18 protein-coding genes and 1 pseudogene are annotated in these 22,258 nt (G+C 67.0%); 12 read left to right on the top strand and 7 right to left on the bottom strand.

From position 1 onward, the window contains the following. The first annotated feature begins 36 nt into the window (after positions 1-36). On the top strand, positions 37-924 hold the full coding sequence (locus ABZ942_RS21460) for a glycosyl hydrolase family 32 (RefSeq protein ID WP_357384532.1): 888 nt from the start codon (positions 37-39) through the stop codon (positions 922-924). A 5-nt stretch (positions 925-929) separates the two neighbouring features. On the opposite strand, the gene ABZ942_RS21455 is transcribed toward ABZ942_RS21460, so the two are convergent. Then, entirely contained in the window at positions 930-3,092 is a 2,163-nt protein-coding gene (locus tag ABZ942_RS21455; protein WP_357384530.1) for an HAD-IIB family hydrolase, read from the bottom strand. Between the two features lie 45 nt (positions 3,093-3,137). Continuing rightward, positions 3,138-4,112 carry a carbohydrate kinase family protein gene (locus ABZ942_RS21450; protein WP_357384528.1) on the bottom strand — a complete coding sequence of 325 codons (975 nt, stop codon included), beginning with the start codon at positions 4,110-4,112 and terminating at the stop codon, positions 3,138-3,140. Positions 4,113-4,250: 138 nt separating this feature from the next. On the opposite strand from ABZ942_RS21450, the gene ABZ942_RS21445 reads away from it, so the two are divergent. From ABZ942_RS21445 to ABZ942_RS21430, 4 genes are read left to right on the top strand one after another with little or no spacing between them, the layout of a single operon-like run. Further along, positions 4,251-5,663 carry an L-fucose/L-arabinose isomerase family protein gene (locus ABZ942_RS21445; RefSeq protein WP_357384526.1) on the top strand — a complete coding sequence of 471 codons (1,413 nt, stop codon included), beginning with the start codon at positions 4,251-4,253 and terminating at the stop codon, positions 5,661-5,663. Next, positions 5,660-7,147, top strand: a complete 1,488-nt coding sequence (locus tag ABZ942_RS21440; protein ID WP_357384524.1) for an FGGY-family carbohydrate kinase — start codon at positions 5,660-5,662, stop codon at positions 7,145-7,147. The genes ABZ942_RS21445 and ABZ942_RS21440 overlap by 4 nt, the downstream gene beginning before the upstream one ends. 58 nt (positions 7,148-7,205) lie before the next feature. Then, positions 7,206-7,673: a thioredoxin family protein gene (locus ABZ942_RS21435; RefSeq protein ID WP_357384522.1), complete on the top strand. Its 468-nt coding sequence runs from the start codon at positions 7,206-7,208 to the stop codon at positions 7,671-7,673. 19 nt (positions 7,674-7,692) lie between these two features. Next, on the top strand, positions 7,693-8,691 hold the full coding sequence (locus tag ABZ942_RS21430; protein ID WP_357384520.1) for a glycoside hydrolase family 172 protein: 999 nt from the start codon (positions 7,693-7,695) through the stop codon (positions 8,689-8,691). Here ABZ942_RS21430 and ABZ942_RS21425 read toward each other — a convergent pair. After that, entirely contained in the window at positions 8,683-9,186 is a 504-nt protein-coding gene (locus tag ABZ942_RS21425; protein ID WP_357384518.1) for a hypothetical protein, read from the bottom strand. The two genes, ABZ942_RS21430 and ABZ942_RS21425, sit on opposite strands and share 9 nt — an antisense overlap. 77 nt (positions 9,187-9,263) lie before the next feature. Here ABZ942_RS21425 and xylB point away from each other — a divergent pair, with 77 nt between their 5' ends. Continuing rightward, a complete protein-coding gene (gene xylB, locus ABZ942_RS21420; RefSeq protein WP_357384516.1) occupies positions 9,264-10,739 on the top strand; it encodes a xylulokinase in 1,476 nt (491 codons plus the stop codon). A gap of 34 nt (positions 10,740-10,773) precedes the next feature. Here the strand turns inward: xylB and ABZ942_RS21415 are convergent, their stop codons facing one another. After that, positions 10,774-11,496, bottom strand: a complete 723-nt coding sequence (locus tag ABZ942_RS21415; protein ID WP_357384514.1) for a GH25 family lysozyme — start codon at positions 11,494-11,496, stop codon at positions 10,774-10,776. Positions 11,497-11,692: 196 nt separating this feature from the next. Here ABZ942_RS21415 and ABZ942_RS21410 point away from each other — a divergent pair, with 196 nt between their 5' ends. Then, positions 11,693-13,417 (top strand): amidohydrolase family protein, encoded by a 1,725-nt coding sequence (locus ABZ942_RS21410; protein ID WP_357384512.1) that lies wholly within the window; start codon positions 11,693-11,695, stop codon positions 13,415-13,417. A gap of 171 nt (positions 13,418-13,588) precedes the next feature. Then, positions 13,589-14,245, top strand: coding sequence for a maleylpyruvate isomerase family mycothiol-dependent enzyme (locus ABZ942_RS21405; protein ID WP_357384510.1), 657 nt, complete (start codon positions 13,589-13,591; stop codon positions 14,243-14,245). On the opposite strand, the gene ABZ942_RS21400 is transcribed toward ABZ942_RS21405, so the two are convergent. Further along, positions 14,242-15,435 carry a cytochrome P450 gene (locus ABZ942_RS21400; protein ID WP_357384508.1) on the bottom strand — a complete coding sequence of 398 codons (1,194 nt, stop codon included), beginning with the start codon at positions 15,433-15,435 and terminating at the stop codon, positions 14,242-14,244. The two genes, ABZ942_RS21405 and ABZ942_RS21400, sit on opposite strands and share 4 nt — an antisense overlap. Before the next feature lie 172 nt (positions 15,436-15,607). Between ABZ942_RS21400 and ABZ942_RS21395 the strand changes: the two genes are divergently transcribed. Next, positions 15,608-16,234: a maleylpyruvate isomerase family mycothiol-dependent enzyme gene (locus tag ABZ942_RS21395; protein WP_357384506.1), complete on the top strand. Its 627-nt coding sequence runs from the start codon at positions 15,608-15,610 to the stop codon at positions 16,232-16,234. 54 nt (positions 16,235-16,288) lie between these two features. Continuing rightward, positions 16,289-16,813, top strand: a complete 525-nt coding sequence (locus ABZ942_RS21390; RefSeq protein WP_357384504.1) for a DinB family protein — start codon at positions 16,289-16,291, stop codon at positions 16,811-16,813. 5 nt (positions 16,814-16,818) lie between these two features. On the opposite strand, the gene ABZ942_RS21385 is transcribed toward ABZ942_RS21390, so the two are convergent. After that, positions 16,819-19,113: a LuxR C-terminal-related transcriptional regulator gene (locus ABZ942_RS21385; RefSeq protein ID WP_357384502.1), complete on the bottom strand. Its 2,295-nt coding sequence runs from the start codon at positions 19,111-19,113 to the stop codon at positions 16,819-16,821. A gap of 84 nt (positions 19,114-19,197) precedes the next feature. Next, a pseudogene (locus ABZ942_RS21380) lies at positions 19,198-20,523 on the bottom strand (2-isopropylmalate synthase); the annotation flags it as partial. Between the two features lie 241 nt (positions 20,524-20,764). Between ABZ942_RS21380 and ABZ942_RS21375 the strand changes: the two are divergent. Next, complete coding sequence (locus ABZ942_RS21375) at positions 20,765-21,436, top strand: FCD domain-containing protein (protein ID WP_357384500.1); 672 nt, start codon at positions 20,765-20,767, stop codon at positions 21,434-21,436. Continuing rightward, positions 21,433-22,239, top strand: coding sequence for an ATP-binding cassette domain-containing protein (locus ABZ942_RS21370; protein ID WP_357384498.1), 807 nt, complete (start codon positions 21,433-21,435; stop codon positions 22,237-22,239). Before ABZ942_RS21375 ends, ABZ942_RS21370 begins: the two co-directional genes overlap by 4 nt. Positions 22,240-22,258 lie beyond the last annotated feature (19 nt).

The raw sequence follows: 22,258 nt of genomic DNA, 5'->3' as shown, positions 1-22,258 counted from the left end.
GGCGCGGCGGGGACCATGGCGAGGATGATGGTGTGCATGGCGATGCGCGATGTGGTGTGTGCGGGCCCATTTGTGCGGATCTACGACCCCGGTCAAGGGGAACCCGAGCCGTGGTACATCAACGATCACACGATCGTCCGGGATGCGGACGGGCGGTGGCATTTGTTCGGGATCACGCATCCGGAGCCCGCGAATCCGTTCGAAGAGGTCGAGTTCGCGCATGCGACGGCGGATGAGCTGCTCGGGCCGTGGACCAAGCAGCCGCCGGCGCTCGAGGTCGATCCCGATTATGGGGAGACGCATCTGTGGGCGCCGTTCGTGATCGCGGCACACGGGCGGTACTACATGTTCTATGCCGGTGGTGGCGAGGATCGGACCGCGGTCGCGATCAACTTGGCCACCTCGACCGACATGTTCACTTGGGAGCGTAGGCGTTCCGGGTCGCTGTTCACCGACGGCTACGACGCGCGTGACCCGATGGTGGTGCGGGTCGGCGATCAGTGGGTGATGTATTACTGCGCGACAAGCGAACCCGCGGGCGGCAATCACGTGGTGGCTTACCGCACCAGCACCGATCTCGTGCATTGGGGCGACAGGCACATCGCTTACACCGACCCGACCGTGGGCACCGAGGCGGGAAATACCGAGTCGCCGTTCGTCGTTCAACAGGACGGTTGGTGGTATCTGTTCATCGGTCCGCGTCCCGACTACGTCGGCACCGATGTGTTCCGCAGCGACAACCCGTTCTGCTTCCGCATCGGCGACAAGGTCGGCCATATCGCTTCGCACGCGGCCGAATTGATGAACGACGATACGCACTGGTGGATCACCAGTGCGGGCTGGGGACAAGGCGGGGTGTACCTCGCGACGCTCACCTTCCCGCCGCCCCGCGATCCCAATTCCGCGAAAGCTGTACCGCGGTAGCAGGTTCAGGCCGCGCGGCCGGCCAGCGACCGACCGGCAGCTTGGATGGCGGCGATGATATCGGCGGCCCATTCGGCCGGATTGTCGTGCCCGAGCAGTTCACTCAGGCAGAACAGCCGCTCCCGGCGTTGTCCGGCAGGCAGATTCAGTGCTCGATACAGCGTTTCGACCAGGTCGATGGGTGAGTTCGGCTCGGTCAGTAACGCTCCGGCCGCCATGCGCTCGGCCGCTCCGGCATGCCGCGAGAGCACGAGGACGCCGCAGCGGCCCACCGCGGCCTGGGCGGCGACGAATTCCTTCGCGGTCAGATTCATCCCGTCCTGCAGTGAGGTCACCCAGAACACGTCCGCGTCGAGGTAGTGGTCGATGACCTCGGGGAAGCTCAGGGACTCCGGGAAGTACTCGATGGGTCGCCACTCACCGAATCCCCAAGCGCGATTGACCTCTTCGATGCGACGCTCGAGCAACTTCCGAGTCTCGTCGTAGACGGTGATGCCGGGTTCCGGTGGCGGGCAGACGAGCCGGAATCGCAGCGCACCACGCAGTTCGGGATGGCGGACGAGCAGTTCCGCGATGGCGTCGACCTTTTGCACGGGCGCTTTGATGTAGTCCAGTCGTTCGACCGAAAGCACCACGGGGCCAACGGTTTTTCGCCGGTCGAATGGGCGAGTGCGAGCCAGCTCTTCGATGGCGGCCCGATCGATACCCAGCGGATGAACGCCGACCCGTGGCGGCCGAGCCAGATCGGCGAGCGCCCCGAGGAAGCGCTCGGCGAAGACCTCGGTGTGGAAACCCACCCAGTCCAGTCCACTGAGCGAGGCGCGGATCTCCGCGGCGGGCGGCAGGGCGGCGAAGACGTCCGGCTCGGGAAACGGCGTGTGATGGAACAGGCCGATCCGCAGATCGGGCCGCGTCTCACGCAGCCTGCCGGGCACGAGCCACAGGTTGTAGTCGTGCAGCCACACCGTTGCGCCGGGCGCGGCCCGGACGCTGATGTGGTCGGCGAAGCGCGTGTTGACCGCGCGATACGCGGCCCAGGCGGCGGGGTCGAAGCGCAGCCGGTGCGGTTGCGACATCAGGACCGGCCATAACGCCTCTTTGCAGGCCCGGTGGAAGTATCCGCTCCACTCGGCCGAGGTCAGCGGCAGGAAGGCGAGCGGCAGGCCGGTGTCGTGATCGTCGAGGTGTGCGGCGGATTCGTCGGGCTCGATGACGACGCCCGCCGCCCATACCGCCCGCAGATCCCCGGCGAACACGCTGTTCAGCGTCGGCAGAATGCCATTGGGGCTCGACGGGGTGCGCCAGCCGTCCGGAGTCCGGGTGATCGGGGCGCGGTGGTATCCGACCACGAGTGGATAGTCGGGTTCGACCCAGCCGAGCTCCCGCAGGGCCGCGAGAATGCCTGCGGCGCCGGGCAGCTCAGGCCGGTGCGCGGCCTGCGCGACGGGAACCGCCGCCAGTAGGTCACTTTCGGCATTGCCGACGATCACGCCGTGCGCGCCGCGACCGAACATCGACCGGTCGTTGCCGGAGTCGCCCGCGACCAGTACCGCGTCCATCGACCAGCCCTGCGCTTCGGCGAGCAGGACCAGCGCGTTTCCCTTGTCCGCGTGCGCGGGCAGCACGTCGAAGTAGGTGTTCGCCGAGTACTGCCACGAGCAGCCCAGCCGCCCGACGGTATCGATCAGTTCCGGTGTCAGGTCCGCGGGCGGCAGCAGGAACGAGCAACGGCCGTCCTGAGCTACCTCGTCCTGATAGGTCAGCGCTGGAAAATGCTGGAGGGCAGCGCGAACGCGCTCGGCACCGGGCCAGCCTGCGCGCAGGCGCGCTTGCGGCGCTGCGACGGGAGTCAGATCCGCACCGTCGATGATGCTGGCGCCGACATCCGCAATGATCCAACGTGGCTGCGGCACAAGCGGATCGCGCAGGACCTCGCGGATCGACTCGATTCCGCGACCGGTCGCGAACACCACCGTCACCTCGGGATGCCGGGTCAGTGTGTTCCGCAGTCGCAGCCGATCGGCGGCGGTGCCGCCCAGCAGGGTGCCGTCCAGGTCGGTGACCAGGATCTTGCCGGGACCGACGTCGCCCGCAGCCGCGCCGCAACAGCGATTGCCGGATGAACGGGCTTCCAGCTCAACGGATTTGGAACCTTCGCCGGTTGCCATCTGCGCAACGATAGCAGGAACACATCATGGGATCGGGCGGAACTTTCAGACCTGACGCGCGGCAGGCACCTGAGCCAGCCACCGTGGCAGCTCGGTCAAGTCCGGCGCCGCACTGGATCCGAGCGCCGAGGTCGCGGCCGCGCCGCAGGCCACCGCGGTGGCCAGACAGTCGGGCAGCGGCCGACCGGCCAGGTGCGCGTGCAGGAATCCCGCGTTGAAACAGTCCCCCGCCGCGGTGGTGTCGACGACATCGACCGGCACCGCCCCGATCTCGCACCGTCGACCGTCCTGTACCGCGATGGCTCCCCAGCCACCCCGCTTGACGAGCAGCGTATCCACGAGCGCCGCAAGGGTATCGATGGCCGCGTCGAGCGTCGGCGCGCGGGTCAGTCGCAGTGCTTCCTCGGCATTGGGCGCGAAAATATCCACCTGGGCGAGGATCTCGCGCACCGTCGGCGTATCGAGGGTGCACGGGACGTCCTGGCAGTCCATGAATACCAGCGTCTCGAGCTCATGCGCGACCCGCAGGGCGGCCTGCACGGCCGCGCCGTAGTGCAGCTGCGGCAGGATCAGCACCTCGGCCCGATGCTCGCGCAACAACATCGCGAGCGGATACGGCACCACCGGATCCTGATAACTCACCATCGCGCGGTCCTCGCGCGACGACAACGAGGCGGTGATGCTGCGGACCGGCACCGTGTGGAAGCGAAAGCCGGTGTCGTCCAGCCCCTCCGCGCGGGTCGCCGCCAGCACCTGCTCGCTGAACAGATCGGTGCCGAAGTCGGTCGACCACACCACGTCGTGCCCGAGCCTGCGCATCGCCATCGCCGGTGTGTACGCCCCGCCGGGCAGTATCTCGAAGCCGCGGGCAAATACCTCGGTACCTGGCCGAACGGGCCGTGACAGCCCGTGAAAAACCAGATCGGCGTAGTAGGCGCCGACAACCAGCACCTCGGCACGGCGCTGCCGACCGTTCGATGAGGCCGCCACATCGACCCGCCCCGCCGGGTCCGTCTCCATCCAGCGACAGTAGCAAACCGCAAGCCACCGACCGGGGTGGTCGCGCGATTTGCCGAATCCGCCCAAACGTTCTGTTCTGCCTGGTATTTCTTGAGTTGAATCGTGTATCCGACCACCCACCCGCGCGGAGGGACCGGCATGGCCCGTATCGGTGTAATCAGCATGTCCGACGGACGCGACTATGTGCACGCGGGCATTTCGGACTTCATCCGAACGACCGAAGATCACTTGGTCGCGGCCCTGACCCAGGCCGGGCACGAGGTGGTCCGCGGCTCGGCGCCGATCAGCGACAACGCCCTGGCGAGCTCGGTGGCACGGGCGGTGGCCGCCGCGGAGGTCGATCTGACCGTATTCCATTACGCGGTCTGGGCTTTCCCGCATTTCACCATGTTGGCTGCGGGCGCGACGCCCGGTCCGTTGCTGCTGCTGTCGAATATCGACCCGGTGCAGCCCGGCATGGTCGGCATGTTGGCGGCAGGCGGCGCGCTGGATCAGATCGGGCGCGACCATGCCCGATTGTGGGGTGACCCGGCCGATTCCGCGCTCATCGAGGCGATCGGCGTGCGGGCCGGCGCGGCCGCGGCGGTGGCGAGCCTGCGTGGCAGCACCTTCGGGCGGTTCGGCGGACGACCGATGGGCATGAACACGGCGGTCGCCAATACCGATCAGTGGCAACGGATCTTCGGCATCGACGTCGAGGAGATCGACCAGTGGGAGATTGTGCGGCGAGCCGAACTGGCCGACGCGAGCGAGGCGAAGGCCGCCCGCGAGTGGCTGGAACGCCATGCCGCGGGCGTGCATTACGACGGTGCGAAACTGACCCCGGAGATCCTGGAGCGCCAGATTCGTTCGTACCTGGCGGTGCGGGAGCTGATTGCCGAATGGCGGCTTGATTTTTCGGGCATCAAGGGGCAGCCGGAACTCACCCAGTACTTCGCCACGATGGACATCACCGAGGCGTTCCTCAACGATCCCTACGACTGGAACGGGCCGAAGGACACTCACGTGTGCGCCACCGAGGCGGACATGGACGGCGCGCTGACCATGCAGCTGCTCAAACAGATCGCGGGCACCCCGGTGCTTTTCGCCGATGTGCGGCACTATCATGCCGACCGCGACATCTGGGACCTGTGCAATTCCGGCCAGCACGCGACGTGGTTCGCCGCCCGCAGCGCGGACCCGGCCGAGAACCTCGCCAAGGTGCATCTGTATCCGGAGGTGTTCTTCTTCCCGGCCGGCGGCGCCTCGGTACATCATCTGGCCGCGCCCGGCGGCATGACGCTGGCCCGCCTCACCCGCAAGGACGGCGACTATCGAATGCAGTTGATGCTCGGCGACTTCGAGACCTACGACGAGCAGACCAACGAAGCGCTGATGAAGCAGTCGACCTGGGAGTGGCCGCACGCCTTCGCCCGGCTGGACGCGCGCGCCGAGGATTTCCTGTCTCGCTTCGGCGCCAACCACATTCACGCGGTGCCGGGTGACCATCGGGCCGCCGTGCGGGCGGCGTGTGAGCTGCTCGGGGTCACCCTGGACGAGTTCGTCCGGTGACCAGGTTCCTCGGCGTCGACATCGGTACCTCGAGCTCCAAGGGTGTGCTGACCGACGAGCACGGCACCATCCTCGCCAGATCCGAACGTGCGCACGGTGTTTCGACGCCTCATCCGGGTTGGTTCGAGCATGATGCGGAACAGGTGTGGTGGGCCGACTTCGTCGCGATCGTCCGCGACCTCGTCGGCGCGGCGGACGGCGCGGCCCTCGACGGACTCGCCGTCTCCGGCATCGGCCCGTGCCTGCTTCCCGCCGACGCGACCGGCCGGCCATTGCGGCCTGCGATCCTCTACGGCGTCGACACCAGGGCGACCGCTGAAATCGCCGAACTCAACGCGGAATTCGGCGCGCAAGCCGTGCTCGAACGCGCCGGATCCCCGCTCACCAGTCAAGCCGTCGGACCGAAACTGCGCTGGCTGGCCCGCCACGAACCGCCGGTCGCCGCCGAGACGAGCATGCTGCTGATGGCGAGTTCCTTTCTGGTGCACCGGCTCACCGGCCGCTACGTGCTCGATCATCAATCGGCCAGCCAGTGCGTTCCGATGTACGACCTGCTGCGCCGCGAATGGGCCACCGACTGGGCCGAACTCGTGGCGCCCGGCCTGCGGCTGCCGGAACTCGCCTGGCCGACCGAGGTGGTCGGCCAGGTCCGCGCCGACGCCGCGGCGAGTACCGGTCTGCCCGTTGGCCTTCCGGTCACCACCGGCACCATCGACGCCTGGGCCGAGGCCGCCAGCGTCGGCGTCCGCGCGCCCGGCGACGCGATGGTCATGTACGGCACCACCATGTTCCTGGTCCAGGTGCTGACCGACCCACGTCCGCACCCCGGCCTGTGGGGCACCTGCGGAACTTGGCCCGGCACATACACTCTCGCCGCAGGCATGGCCACCTCCGGCGCGGTGACCGACTGGCTGCGCAACCTGGTCGGCGGCGAGTTCGCCGACCTCGTCACCGAGGCCGCACTGGTGCCGGCAGGCAGCCGGGGACTGCTCGTGCTGCCCTATTTCGCCGGCGAACGCACGCCGCTGTTCGATCCGGACGCCCGAGGCGTCGTCGCCGGCCTGACCCTCGGACACGGCCGCGCCGAGCTGTATCGGGCCGTATTGGAAGGCATCGCCTACGGCGTGCGGCACAATCTCGCAGCGATGACCGAAGCCGGTGGGCAGGCTAGTCGGCTGGTCGCGGTCGGCGGCGGAACCAAGGGCGGGCTGTGGACACAGATCGTCTCCGATGTAACCGGTCTGCCACAGCAACTGCCCGCCGAAACCATCGGCGCGTGCCTCGGCGACGCACTGCTCGCGGCGGAGGCCGCGGGGTTCCACACCGCGGAATGGAATCCGGTGGTCGCCACCGTCGAGCCGTATCCTGAACGCACCGGAGAATACGATGCGTACTACCAGCGATACCGCGAACTGTATGAATGCAGTGCTGCTATTACCCATTTCCTCGCGAGCGAACAACACCGCAAGGGGGTGTTTTCCTGAACCTCGCCCACCATGCGAGGATGCAGGGTTGCTCTGTCGGAATCTATACGAGGATCTCATGCCCACTCTCCCCCTGACCCCGCAGAATTTCGAGTCGGTCATCACCCGCAACCCCATCGTGCTCGTCGACTGGTGGGCCGACTGGTGCGGTTGGTGTACCCGGTTCGCACCGGTCTTCGAGTCGTCGGCGGAACGGCACCGCGACGTCGTGCACGCCACCGTCGACGCGGTGGCGGAAGAAGAGATGAAGAACGCGGCGGAGGTCACCGCTTACCCGACGCTGATGGCCTATCGCGAAGGCCTGCTGGTCTACAACGAGGCGGGCTACCTCGACGCCGAATCGCTCGAAGAACTCGTCCAGAACATCAAATGGCTGGACATGGACAAGATCCGCCGCGAATTCGCCGAGCAGCACGGCACGCCGGCCGATCCGTACGGCGCGGTCACCCCCGCGGTCCCGGGCGGGACTTCGCGCATGGCGGGACTCGCACCGACCCCTAGCAGATATGGCTGGCCCGGCCTGTAACCAAACCTGGAGGCGTCCGATGGAACTATGGCAGCTGGACAACACGCGCACGCGGTCGATCAGCGCCGAGAACCCGACGGGCGCTCCCGGCCAGGGCGGTCGCGCGACCACCGGCACCGGCGCGCACGCGGCCCGGTTCCTCGGGGTCGGGTGGAAGGTGTCGCCGTCGATCCTGTTGGACGACGGTGAAACCGCCACGCTGGCAGACATTTCCGGCTCCGGCGTGGTGCGCCACATCTGGCTGACCACCGATCGCGGTGCATTGCACGACATCTTCTTGCGGATGTACTGGGACGACGCACCCGAGCCCGCGATCGAGTTACCGCTCGGGTACTTCTTCTGCAACGGCTGGGGCGAACTGGCCCTGGTCAGCTCGGAAATGGTCGTCGTCGGCCCGGCGGGCGGCTTGAACAGCTACTGGCCCATGCCGTTTCGCGAACACGCCCGGATCACCCTCGAAAACCGCTCCGGCCGTACGGTTCCGGTGTACTACCAGGTCACCTACACCGAAGAGGATGTGCCCGCGACAGCCGGATACCTGCACACCCAATGGTCGCACCGGAATCCGCTGGGCCACCCCGCCATCCATACGGTGCTGAACACCGTGCCCGGTCCCGGCCGTTATGTCGGTACCTTCCTTGCGATGCAACCCAACGCCCCCGGCTGGTGGGGTGAGGGCGAGTTCAAGTTCTATCTCGACGGCGACACCGACTTCCCCACGATCTGCGGCACCGGCACCGAGGACTACTTCGGCGGCGCTTGGAATTTCGACATCGACGGCGCCTACCGCATGTACTCCGCGCCGTACGTCGGACTGGTCCAGGTGTTGCCGCCGGACGAGATCTACCAGCAGGACCAGCAATTCGGCATGTACCGCTGGCATACGCGCGACCCGATCTGCTTCGACTGCGACTTGCGCGTCACCGTGCAGGCACTGGGCTGGCAGGGGGATGCCTACCTGCCGCTGGAGAATGCGGACATCGCCAGCACCGCGTGGTGGTATCAGACGTCACGGTGACTCGTCGGGCTCCGCGGACAATTCGTCGATGTCCATCGCCAGCAGCTCGTCGGCGCGGGCCATCGCGTCGTCCATGGTGGCCTGGATGCCGTCCAGCACCGACACACCACCCAGCAGATCCTCGAAATCGCGGAGCACGGACTGCACCTCCGCGACCGCAGGGTCGACGCGATACCAGGCGACGGCGTCGTGCCACCACGGGTCTTCGTCCACCCACGCCCACATGACGTCCCGCACCAGGCGGGCGTCGGAGGTGTACATCTGGAACTGCTCGTCCGACCCGTCGGCGCGATGCTCGATCTCGTAGACGCCGTCGGCGAGCAGCCGGGTCTGGATGTACTCCTGGCCGCCGCGATTGATCACGATGAACGGGCACTCCGGGTCGGGTGGCTCGTCGAGCAGCTCAGAGAGCAAGTCGTCGGTCAACTCCGGCACCGGTGTTCCATCACCGGTCCGGACGTGCACGTCGGCAGGTCGGTCCGGATCATCAGTCACCGGGCCAGTGTGCCCGATCCGGTCTTCGAATACCCGAAATGCGTCGTGCGCGGACGCTTCGGGTGCAAGGTGGAGGGATGTGTGCGGCGACGGTGGCCGGGGTGGACAGTTCCACCCAGTCCTGCAAAGTGGTGGTCTGCGATGCGGACACCGGCGAGATCCTGCACCAGGCGAACGCACCGCATCCGGACGGCACCGAGGTATCGCCGGAGGCGTGGTGGGACGCTTTGTGCGCGGCGGGAGCAGGTTTGCTCGAGCACGTCGACGCGATCGCGGTGGCCGGTCAGCAGCACGGGCTGGTCGCGCTCGACGCCGCGGGACGGCCGGTGCGCGATGCGCTGCTGTGGAACGACGTCCGTTCCGCGGCGGCGGCCGATGAGCTGATCCGCGAACTCGGTGGCCCGCAGGCCTGGGCCGATGCCGTCGGCAGCGTCCCGTTGGCGGCCTTCACGGTGACCAAGCTGCGGTGGCTGGCCGATCACGAACCGGAACTCGCCGACCGCACCGCGCGGATCATGCTGCCGCACGACTATCTGACCTGGCGGCTGCGCGGCGGTGGACCAGCGGTCGAACCGACGACCGATCGTGGCGATGCCTCGGGCACCGGTTACTGGTCGCCTGCCGACTGTGAGTATCGCAAAGACCTACTCGCCCTTGGTTTTCGCGGCCGGACGCCCGAATTGCCCAGGGTGCTCGATCCGTCCGAGGCGGCCGGGCGCACTCCGGGTGGTGCGCTCGTCGCGGCCGGGACCGGCGACAATGCCGGTGCCGCACTGGGTCTCGGGCTCGGCGACGGCGACGTGGTGGTTTCACTCGGCACCAGCGGCACCGTTTTCGCTCGGTCCGCCGTGCCGAGTGCCGATGCCAGCGGCGCGGTCGCCGGATTCGCCGATGCGACAGGGGCATTCCTGCCGCTCGTGTGCACCCTCAACGCCGCGCGCGTCCTCGCATATGCCGCCGACCTGCTCAGCGTCGACCTGAGCGCGCTCGAATCGCTTGCCGCGCAGGCACCTCCCGGCGCCGACGGCCTGGTCCTGCTCCCCTACCTGTCCGGCGAACGTACGCCGAACCTGCCGCATGCCACCGGCAGTCTGCACGGTCTACGTCCGGAAACCATGCGCCCCAGCCACATTGCCCGGGCCGCCTTCGAGGGCATGCTGTGCAATATGGCCGAGGCGCTCGATCATCTGCGCGCGCGAGGCACCGGCGTGCGCCGAATCCTGTTGATCGGCGGGGCCGCTCGCTCCAGCCTGGTCGCCGAGATCGCCGCGCAGATCTTCGGCGTGCCCGTCACGGTGCCGCAGCCCATCGAGTACGTGGCGCTCGGCGCGGCCCGGCAGGCTGCCTGGGCGCTCAGCGGTGCTGCGGAACCACCGAGCTGGCCCGCCCGCACAATCGCCGAGATCCCCGCCCCGGATGTTTCGTCGATCGGCAACCACATCCGCGCGGAATACCAGCGGGTGCAAGGGGATCTGTACGGCGGTTCCAGTCCGTTGCCGCCCGCTCCGGTGCCACGGCGACGTCGGCGGCGAGGACACGAACGGAGGACGTGATCAACAACCGCCGCCACGACATCGGACTCGGCGCTCAATTCGGCGGCGCCAGGACGAATTCCTTCAACGTGTCGCTACTCCCGTTGAACTTGTCCTTACCCTGCTTGGATCCGGAGACCGCGTATTGCGCGAGGGTATAGGCCTGCCAGCCCGCAGGCAGCTCCTCGGCCGAGTCCGCGGAGTGCAGCAGCCACAAAGGGTTCGCACGGAATCCGGCGGAGTCGCCGGTGCAGGTCTTCCACCAGTCGGCGGTGGTCGCGATCACCGGATGCGAGCCCTTTGACCTGTTGCTATACGTGTTGTCGAACATGCTCAGCCAGCTGACCATCGCCTTGACGTCGATTCCATAGCACTTATCTTTCTTGGGACCGTCCTGCAGGACGATGGCTCCGGGCAGGGTGCGCCCGTCCTCCGGAGACGAGATACCGCCATGGTCCACAAAGTGATTGGCTTGGTCCATCCCGTTGCTCAGATTGGGCGCGGCGATGTGATACGCGCCGTGGAACAAGCCGGCACCGGTTGCACCCGCGTTCAGCCCGCCGAAATCCGGACTGATGCCGTCTCTTCCCTGCGTCGCTTTGATATAGGCGAATGCGACGCCTTTCGCCTTCACACCGTCCCAGTTCACCTGGGATCCCGCGACGTCTATGCCTTCGACGCTGCTGTCCGCCTGTGCCGTACTCGACGGCAGCAGACCGACCAGCGCCACGACGCAAAAGACGGCCAGCGTACTGATCCGAGCGGACCTGACGCGCATGCATGATCCCCGTTCTCCGTGGTTACCGCTGCCGCGACAGCGAGTGGGCCGAGTGACCCACGTTCTCGTATTCGTTTCTGCGCGCGGCCTGGATGGATGCGCACATCTGCGCCCAACAGGTGACCTCGGGTAACCACCCGTGCGACCATGTACTCAATACCGGTGGTATCGGATACCGGACGGCTTGGAGGCGCAGATGACGCGGTACGACGTGGTGATTCGAGGCGGGTCGGTCTTCGACGGCGCGGGATCGCCACCGCGCACCGCGGATGTCGGAATCAGAGACGGCAAGGTCGTCGCGATCAGCGCCCAGCCACTGCCCGACGGTGCGCAGACCATCGATGCGACGGGCAAATGGGTCATTCCGGGCATGCTCGACGTGCATACCCACTACGACGCGGAAGTGCTCGGCAATCCCGGACTCGGCGAGTCGGTGCGGCACGGTGTCACGTCCGTGGTGATCGGGAATTGCTCGCTGTCCACGGTGTATTCCGAGGCCGACGATTGCGCGGACATGTTCGCCAGGGTGGAGGCGCTGCCCTGGGACGCGGTGCATTCGGCGGTCAAGGAACACAAGGACTGGGACGGCCCGCGCGCCTATGCCCAGTCGCTCGCCGCACGTCCACTCGGCGCGAATGTGGCTGCGCTGCTGGGGCATTCGGATATTCGGGTCGCCGTCATGGGTTTGGGTCGCGCGGTGGACCCGCAGGCGCAGCCGACCGGCGATGAGCTGAATCGCATGCAGCAGATGCTGACCGACGCCCTCGATGCCGGATTCCTCGGACTGTCCACCATTCGCAGCTCGTTCTCGAAGCTGGAGGGCGTGCGCTTCCCGACCAGGCAGCTGCCGTCGACGTACGCGAGCTGGCGTGAATACGCGGCGCTGAACACAATTCTGCGGCAACGGAATCGGATTCATCAGAGCACGCCGAACCTCACCTCGCGACTGGAGATCGCGCGCTACTTCGCGCAGAGTGCCGGGCGATTCCGTAAGCCGCTCAAGACAACATTGATCGCGGGCATGGACGTCAAGGCCGATCGCACCACGGCGCGGGCCGCGACCGCGGCGGCCTGGATCGCGAACAGGCTGGGCGGGGCGGCATTTCGGTGGCAGCATCTGCCGGTGCCGTTCGAGGTCTATGCCGACGGCGTCGATCTGGTGGTCTTCGAGGAGTTCGGTTCCGGTGTCGCGGCGCTGAATATCCGCGATGTGCTCAAGCGCGGGGAGTTGCTGGCCGACGAGTCCTACCGCAGGCAGTTCCGCAAGGATCTCGCCAAGAAGTACGGTCCGCGGGTGTGGCATCGCGACCTGTACGACGCACAGATCGTGTCCTGCCCCGAGGCCGAGGTGGTCGGCAAGTCGTTCGGCGCGGTGGCCGATGAGCGCGGTATCCATCCGGCCGACGCGCTGCTCGATCTCGCCGTCGCGCATGGTTCGAAGCTGCGTTGGCGCACCGTGATCGCCAACGATCGCGACGATGTACTCGACAAACTGCAGCGCTCGCCCAATGTGCAGGTCGGGTTCGCCGATTCCGGTGCGCATCTGCGCAATATGGCCTTCTACAACTTCGGTATCCGGATGCTGGAGCGGACTTACCAGCGCAAGTTCATGCCGATCGAGGCGGCGGTGCATCGGCTGACCGGTGAGCTGGCCGAATGGTACGGACTGGACACCGGCAGCCTGCGCGCGGGCGCCCGCGCCGATATCGCCGTTATCGACCCGGCCGGTTTCGACGGCGCCAGTGCTGAATACGCCGAGACGCCGTTTCCCGGCATCGCGGGGCTGGATCGGATGGTCAATCGCAATGACCGGGCCGTGGCCGCGACCATTGTCGGCGGGCACATCGTTTACGAATACGGCACCTTTGCCCCGGGCTTCGGCACCACTCTGCACGCGGGAACATTCCTCACGCCGACCTGATCCGCACACGCGACACGCCGTTCTGAAACGCCGAAAAATCACTCCGCGACATTTCGTCCAGTTTTAGGAATAACATAACCGAACGGGAAATTTCCCGACAAATCCTGAGTTATTCCGCGACGGTGTCCGCTCGGCTGGACAAATGGCGCGGCGTCACGGTGAGGAGAGACGGTGACCGATGTGCGCGCGGCGATCACGGCGGAACGGACCGAACTCGCCGAGGTCTTGACGTGGCTCGATGACGAGAGCTGGGACGCACCGACGTTGTGTCGCGGCTGGCGGGTGCGCGAGGTCGTCGCGCACATCACCCTGCCGTATCGCCTCTCCGAAACCCGCTTCGCGCTCGAAATGCTGCGGTCGGCGGGCCGTTTCCACCGGATGTCCGATCACGCCGCCCGCCAGGACGCGGCTCGATTCACCCCGGAGGATCTGCTGAAGTCGCTGTGGGACAACGTCGGTCACCCGTGGAAGCCACCGGGCGGCGGTTTCGAGGGCGCGCTGGGCCACGACGTCATCCACGGCTTGGACATCACCGTCCCCCTCGGCCTGGACCGAAAGGTGCCCGAGGACCGACTACGCCTCGTACTGGACGCCATCAACCCCAAGATCGTCAAATTCTTCGGCGTCGACCTCGACGGCATCGAGCTCCGCGCCGAAGACCTCGACTGGCACTACGGCTCCGGCCAAATCCTCTCCGGCGCCGCCCAAGACCTCCTGCTCGTACTGTGCGGGCGCACGATACCCGACGATAAACTACACGGCCGCAACGCTATTCGCTTCACCCGCTCCGGGCAGCACGGCCGCCATCGCAAGCACCTTCCCGTCTAGGTACCGAGGATCAGAGGGAGAGCTGCTAAGCCGTGTTCGCGGAACGAGGAGCGCCAGCGGATTTGGTCGCGCGGGATCGCCAGCTCGATGCGCGGGAACCGATGCACAAGACTTCCGATGGCGATGCGCGCCTCGAGGCGCGCCAACGGAGCGCCGAGGCAATAGTGGATCCCGTTGCCGAACGCGAGATGTGGGTTGTCCACCCTGGTCAAGTCGAGCCTGTCGGGGTCAGGCACGAACGATGGGTCCCGATTGGCGGAGGCAATACCGAGCAGCACTGTGTCGCCCGCCGGGATGCGGACGCCGCTGATAGTGATGTCCTCGGTCGGGAACCGACGAACGGCGAATTGGCTCGGATGGGAATACCGCAGCAACTCCTCGAGCGCCGCGCCACTCACCTCGGGTGCGGTAATACGCAGCTCTGCAAGCTGATCCGGGTTATCGAGCAACGCCAGAACGGCTTTCCCGATGAACTCGACGCCATTTTGGTAGCCGCCCCAGAAAATCAGGAATGCCAAGGAAACGAGTTCGTCTTCGGTGAGCTCATCGCCCGCATCGCGCACTGCGATCAGATCGGACAGAAAATCGTCGGCGGGCGTAGCGCGCTTCGTGGCGACCAGGTCGACGATGAATCGCTCCATATCGACCACGGCTCGCTTCGCTTGCTGCGGCTCGTTCGGATCGGGTGCGAGCATGGTATTCGTCCAGTTGCGGAACTGTTCTCGATCCTCGCTGACGATGCCGAGCAGGTCGTTGATCACCGTCAGCGGCAGCGGGGCGGCGAAGTCGGCGATGAGCTCGGGCTGTGCCCGGTCCGCGATGCGGTCGAGCAGGACATCGGTTTCGGCCTGGATCTTGTCCTGCAGGCTCCCGACCCGCTGACGGGTGAAGGCGTGCGAAACCAACCGACGCAGGCGGGTGTGGTCGGGTGCGTCGATATTGAGCAGGTTCGCATCCAACACCGGTGGCAGTCTGAAGCCCTTGTAGCCGTCGCGAGACGAGCTCTTGTCGATCGAAAAGCGAGAGTCGGTCAGTGCGTTTCGAACATCCGCCGCACGGGTGACCAACCATGCTTCGGCGCCACCGGGAAGCACGACGCGATGAACCGGCGCGCTCTCGCGCAGTTTGCGGTGCACGACGTGCGGGTCCAGCAGGTACTCCGCATCGAAGGGGGCGATGGGTGCGGTCAAAGCTCTACTCCCGGATAGCTCTTGCGGTCGCGGCAGACGGGGGCTGATGTCCAGCCCATCATGCAGATCGCGGCCGGTCGCCAGCAAATGCGCAGTCTCGTTCGCCGATGAATTTCCGCGTTGTGTGGCGTGTCGGCTCATCGCGAGGAATGATCGCGGGCGAGGAGAGACTATGACCGATACCGAGGTGCGCAGGGCGATCACGGGTGAGCGGACCGACCTTGCGGAGTTGTTGACCGGGCTCGATGCCGAGCGGTGGGATGCGCCGACGCTATGCAAGGGGTGGCGGGTGCGGGAGGTGGTCGCGCATATGACCATGCCGTTCCGGCTGTCGGGGCCGCGGTTCGCGCTGGAGATGGTGCGGGCGGTGGGCAGTTTCCATCGGATGTCGGATCGTTCCGCGCGCCATGATGCCGCGGAGCTCACCGCGGAGGATCTGTTGAAGTCGTTGTGGGACAACGTTGCTCATCCGTGGAAGCCGCCGGGTGGCGGGTTCGAGGGGGCGTTGAGTCACGACGTCATCCACGGTCTGGACATCACGGTCCCGCTCGGGCTGGAACGAAAGGTTCCCGAGGAGCGGCTGCGCCTGGTGCTCGACGCCATCAACCCGAAGAGCGTCAAGTTCTTTGGCGTGGACCTCGAGGGGATCGAGTTGCACGCCGACGATCTGGACTGGAGCTACGGCTCGGGCGAGGTTGTGACCGGTGACGCCCAGGATCTACTGCTGGTGTTGTGTGGGCGCAAACTGCCCGCCGAGAAGTTGCACGGGGACAAGGCGAAGCGGTTCACCGGTAGCTGACCGCTGGACAATAATCACGAGCCACTGACAACCCTGTCGGATTACAGTCGGCACGTGACCTGGACTGCACCCGATCTCTCCCGAGCCAAACCGCCGCTGATCGCCGACGAGCGACCGATGTTGCAGAGCTGGCTCCACTTTCACCGTGCCACGCTGCTGCAGAAGTGCGCGGGTCTCGAGGAGAAGCAGCTCAAACTGCGGTCCGTCGAACCATCGACGATGTCGCTGCACGGCCTGGTCCGGCACATGTCCGAGGTGGAGCGTGGCTGGTTCCGCCTCGCCGCCGCGGGCGAGGATATCGAGTACCTCTACGGCAGCGAGGACAACCCGGACGGCGACTTCGACGACACCGAACAGGCCGACCCCGCCACCGATTTCGCGACATACCGGCGTGAGTTCGAGCTGTGTGATGCCGCGGTCGCAGACTTGTCGCTCGAGCACACCTTCCCGCACCCCCGGCGTCCCGAACTGGTGTACAACCTCCGCTGGGTCTACGTGCACATGATCGAGGAATACGCCAGGCACAACGGGCACGCCGACCTCCTGCGCGAGCGCATCGACGGCGCGACCGGCGACTGACCTGGTCAGAGCGCGTGTCGGCTGACCCAGGCCGCGACTTGAGCGCGTGACTCGAAGCCGAGCTTGGTGAGGATGTGGTCGACGTGGCTCTCCGCCGTCCGGATAGAAATAACCAGTTCGGCGGCAATGCGCTTATTGCTGTAGCCGGCGGCGACCAAGCGAGCGACGTCCTTCTCGCGGCGCGTGAGTTGGTCGTCGGCAGCGGCTTTCGGCGTCGGTAGCGGTTCGGCTTGTTCGATGCCGAGGGCGTAGTTCACCGCCTCGTCGAGGGTCAGGGCGGCGCCACTGTCGAACTCCGAGCCGAAGTCGGTGTCCCCCATGGCGTCATGCACCTGGAGGCGAACCTTCTCCCCGACCACGTCGGTCATGGCGTGCGCGAGCCGCTGTGTGCTGCCGCGCCGCACCGTCGTCGCGGCCCCCATCAGCCGCGCGGCCCGGCGCTGGTCACCGTTGGCGGCCGCGGCCCAGGCCAGCCCGTCGAAGACCGACGCCGTCCACACGCAACGATCGAACAACCGCAACAGCTCGACCGCGCGGCGCAGATCCTCGATCGCCTTGTCCCCATTGCCGTTTCGCCACTGGTTCGTGCCGACGGCCCACCACGCGAGTCCGCCGAGCAGATGCGAGCCGTGCTCGGCGGACTTGGCCAGGAACTGCTCGGCCAGCGTCCCGGCGCGTCCATCCGCCAGCACCATCGCGCACACATACCCGAACGCCAGGCATTCCATCTCCGTGCCGTGATGCCCGCACGCACGGGCCCGCACGGCGGCACCCTCGGCGATTTCGAGCGCCCGCATCGGGTCGGCTTCGGCGAACGCCAGCACCGCCGACAACAGCGCCGCCTCGACCAGCACCTCTTCGGCGTCCAATTCCGTTGCTATCGCTACGCATTCGCTCAGATACTCGTGCGCCGACACGGTATCCGACAGCATGGCGGCGATGACCGACGCGGCGGCCAACGCCCGCGCCCGGTCGGTGGTGCGCGCGAGATCCTTGCCCAGCGCGTCCATCAGCCAGCGATAACCCTCCAGGAAGAATCGGTAGTGCTCCCAGAACGGGCGCAGCTCGCTGGCGATCTGCAACCCGCGATGCGCACCGTCCGGGTCGGTGAGCGCGAACTGCAGCGCCGCACGCATATTCGCATGCTCGCGGGTGACATCGCGGAACCAGATGACGTCCGCATCGCCCCAGTATTCGACGCGCCCGCGCTGCGCGACCCGGTAGTAGTGGTCACGGTGCCGAATCCGCAGCGCGTACTCGTCGCCATGCGCCGCCAACCGCGCCAGCGCGAACTGCCGCAGCGGCTCTAGCATGGCGTAGCGGCCGGTCCCATCGCTGTCCTGCCGATGACTCAGCACAGACTTGTCGACCAAACCGGTGAGCGCATCCACCAGCGCACCAGGATCGAGCACGCACACCGCCTCAGCGGCGGCCAGATCGAAGCCGCCCGCGAACACGGCGAGCTGCTCCCACAGATTCTGCTCATCCGGGGTGCACAGGTCGTAGCTCCAGCGGATGGCGGCCTCGAGTGTCTGCTGCCGTTGCGGCGCGGTGCGCAAACCGGTGGTGAGCAGACGCATGGTGTCGTCGAGGCGCTCCAGCACCTGATCGGGCGTGAAAGCACGCAGCCGCAACGCCGCGAGTTCCAGCGCCAGCGGGATACCTTCCAGCCGAAGGCAAATCGCCGCGAGCGCCCCGAGATTGGCCGCGCCGACCCGGAATTCAGGATTCGCGGCCGTCGCACGATCGATCAACAACCGCAGCGCCGCATTGTCGGCCGCGTCGACTTCGCCGGAATCCTCGTCTATTTCGGGCACCGGCAGCGGCGCGATCGGCAGCACCTGCTCCCCCACCACGCCGAGCGGCTCCCGGCTGGTCGCCAGCACCCGGATGTCGGGGGTACTGGCGATCAGCCGGTCGACGAGTTCGGCGCAGGCGTCGATGAGGTGCTCGCAGTTGTCGAGAACGAGCAGCAGATGCTTGCCGCCGAGATAGTCGGTGAGGCCGGCCAGCGGCGCGCTGGTGTCGTCGTGCAGACCGAGCGCTTGCGCGACGCTGAGCGCCACCAGTTCCCCGTCGTTGACGTGGGCCACCTCGACCAGCCACACGCCGTCGGGAAAGGCCCGCCGCACCGCCTCGCCCACCCGCCTGGCCAGCCGGGTCTTACCGACGCCACCCGGCCCGGTGAGGGTGAGCAAACGCGTGCTGGACAGCAGTTTCCTGGCGGTGGCGACTTCGCTGCCCCGCCCGACGAAGCTGGTCACTTCGGCGGGGAGGTTTCCTGTCACGTACCGCGCCACGCCGATTACCTTCGCACGGACCCGCCGCGGCCCCGGGCGTTTTGCCCGAACACGCCGCGCGGGTCAGGACGCCTGCGCCGTCGGATAGACCGCCTCGAACAGGTCGCGCAGCTCGGCCGCGGTGATCTCCCGGCCGGTCGCGTCGGTGTGCGCCTGCACGTGCCTGGCGAAATCGATCTGCCGATGCCTGGGCAGGTCGATCCCGAATTCTGTCTTCAGCAGATAGGCGATGCCGCCCTTGCCCGACTGCGAATTGACCCGGATCACGGCGTCGTAGCTGCGGCCGAGATCGGCCGGATCGATCGGCAGATACGGCACCTGCCAATCCAGTTGATGCTCCGGGATTCCCGTCTGCGTGGCCCGCGCCCGATGCGCCGCCATGCCCTTGTTGATCGCGTCCTGGTGGGTGCCGGAGAACGCGGTGTGCACGAGTTCGCCTACGTACGGATGCCGTTCGTGGACCGGCATGCGGGTGCAGTATTCGACGGTCCGGCGGATCTCGTCGATGTCGGCGAAGTCGATCATCGGATCCACGCCCTGCGCATGCAGATTCAACGCCAGGGTGGCGAGATCGACGTTGCCGGTGCGTTCGCCGTTGCCGAACAGGCAGCCCTCGACGCGTTGCGCGCCGGCCAGCACCGCGAGCTCGGCGCTGGCGATACCGGTGCCCCGGTCGTTGTGTGGGTGCACGGACAGGATGACGCTGTCGCGGCGGGCCAGGTTGCGGTGCATGTATTCGATCTGGTCGGCGTAGACGTTGGGCGTCGCGACCTCTACCGTGGCAGGCAGATTCAGGATCACCGGGCGCTGCGGGGTGGCGTCCCAGAGTGTTGTCATCCGGTCGCACAGGTCGAGCACGTAGTCGGGCTCGGTCAGGTTGAACACCTCGGGCGAGAACTCGAAACGCACGTTCGGCAGGTCGGCGGTGAATTCCAGGACGTCGCGGCCGCCGGCGAGGATCAGCTCGCGCAGCGCGGCACGGTCCTTGCCCAGCACGGTGTTTCGCCAGGTGGGTGCGGTCGCGGCGTACATGTGGATGACGACGTTGCGCAGGCCCCGCACTGATTCGGCGGTGCGTTCGATGAGATCCCTTCTGGCGGGGGTGAATACGACGATGGTGACATCGTCGGGCGCGAGGTCGGCTTCCGCGATCAGCCGGACGAAGTCGAAGTCGGTCTGTGAGGCGGAGGGGTAGCCGACCTCGATCTCCTTGTAGCCCATGGCCACCATGAGTTCGAAGAAGCGCCGCTTGCGTGCCGGGTCCATGGGTTCGGCGAGCGCCTGGTTGCCGTCGCGCAGGTCGACCGGGACCCACAGTGGCGCGGCGGTGATCCGCGCGTTCGGCCAATCACGCTGGGTGAGTGGCACTTCCACCCGGTCGTAGACGGATCGGTAGCGGTGCGACGGCATCTGGGAGTGCCGCTGCGGATTCCAAGCCGGTGCGTGGTCGGGAATTTTGCCCGCGGGAGTGTTGATGGTCGAAAAAGACATGTTCTGCTTTCTGGCAGTCACGAAACAGAGGTGACCGGCCACGACAAAGCCCCACGGCGGGGGGCCGGTCGTTCAGGCCCCGCCGTGGCGGCTAAGGAGAAGCAGGTTGCACATGATGGCTAGACTATACACAACTCCTCAGACAAGTAGAGAGGTTGCGATGGTTTCGCAGGTACGCCGGCATCCGCTGGCCGCGCAGGCGGCCGAGCTGATCATGACGCGCATCAAAGCGGGTGAATGGCCACTCGGACACCGGCTTCCGGGTGAGACGACGCTCGCCGCGCAGCTCGGGGTCGGGCGCTCGACGCTGCGTGAGGCGATCCGTGAGCTGGCGGGCAAAGGCGTGCTGGACAGCCGTCAGGGTGCGGGTGTGTTCGTGACCGCGCTGGACGCGAAGGACGACTGGGACGCGGTGTTGCGCCGCGCCACCATCGCCTCGGTGATCGAGGCCCGCATCGCCATCGAGGCCGAGGCGGCGGCGCTGGCCGCGCACCGGCGCACCCGCGCCGACCTGCGCATCCTCCGGTCCACCCTGGTGGCGCGCGAGGCACACGGCGAGTCGATGGCCGAGCACGTCGACGCGGACATGGCGTTCCATCGCGCGGTGCTGGTCGCGGCGCACAACGAGGTGCTCGTCCAGCTGTTCGACACCTTCCTCCCCCGGCTCCGGCTGGCGATGATCGACATGCTGACGATCCACCCCGTCCCGTCCGAGCGCGCCGACCATGCCGCGCACGAGCTGCTGGTCGAGGCGATCGTCGCCCGAAATGCCACGGCCGCAGCCGAATACAGCCGCTCCCATCTGACGACATTGAAGGAGGCCTTCACGTGACCGCAGCCCCGGTGCTCGAACTGGCGGACGTGACATTCCGCCGCGAGGGCAAGAAGATCATCAACGGCATCTCGCTGACCGTGCACGCGGGCGAACACTGGGCACTGCTCGGGCCGAACGGGGCCGGTAAGAGCACGCTGCTCGGTTTCTGTGGCGCGGTCACCTTCCCCACCACCGGCACGGTTCGCGTGCTGGGCGAACAGCTGGGCCGGGTCGAACTGCAACGGCTGCGCCACTCCATCGGTCACGTGAATCCGCGGCACCCGCTGCGCTATCCGCTGACGATCCGCGAGGTCGTGCTGACCGGCCTCACCGCGACCATCGACACACCGATGCGCTGGACACCGACGGCGGAGCAGCTCGGCCAGGCCGACGCGATGATCGACACCGTCGGCCTCACCGGCAAGGCCGACAACACCTGGACCACCCTCTCCCAGGGCGAGCGCGGCCGCACGTTGATCGCCCGCGCCCTCATCGCCGAACCACGGCTACTGCTGTTCGACGAACCCTCCACCGGCCTGGATCTCGCTGCGCGCGAACAACTCCTGGAAACCATCGACACCCTCGGCGATACCCATCCCGAGGTCGCGTCGGTGCTGGTGACCCACCACCTCGAGGAACTCCCGAGCACCACCACCCACGCCCTGCTCATCGCCGACGGCCACACCGTCGCCGCGGGGCCGGCCCGGGAGACGCTGACCACCGACAACGTCACCGCCGCCTTCGCCCACCCCGTCGAGGTCCGCTACGACGGCCGCTGGACCGCCCGCGCGGCACACACCAGCCCGGCCTGGCCCAGCTGAACCCGGCTACCCACCCTCG

Origin of the sequence: Nocardia sp. NPDC046473 (assembly GCF_040645995.1) — a bacterium.
Classification (GTDB): Bacteria; Actinomycetota; Actinomycetes; order Mycobacteriales; family Mycobacteriaceae; genus Nocardia.
The sequence above is the reverse complement of the archived record's forward strand: the minus strand, read 5'-3'. Positions and strand labels throughout refer to the sequence as shown.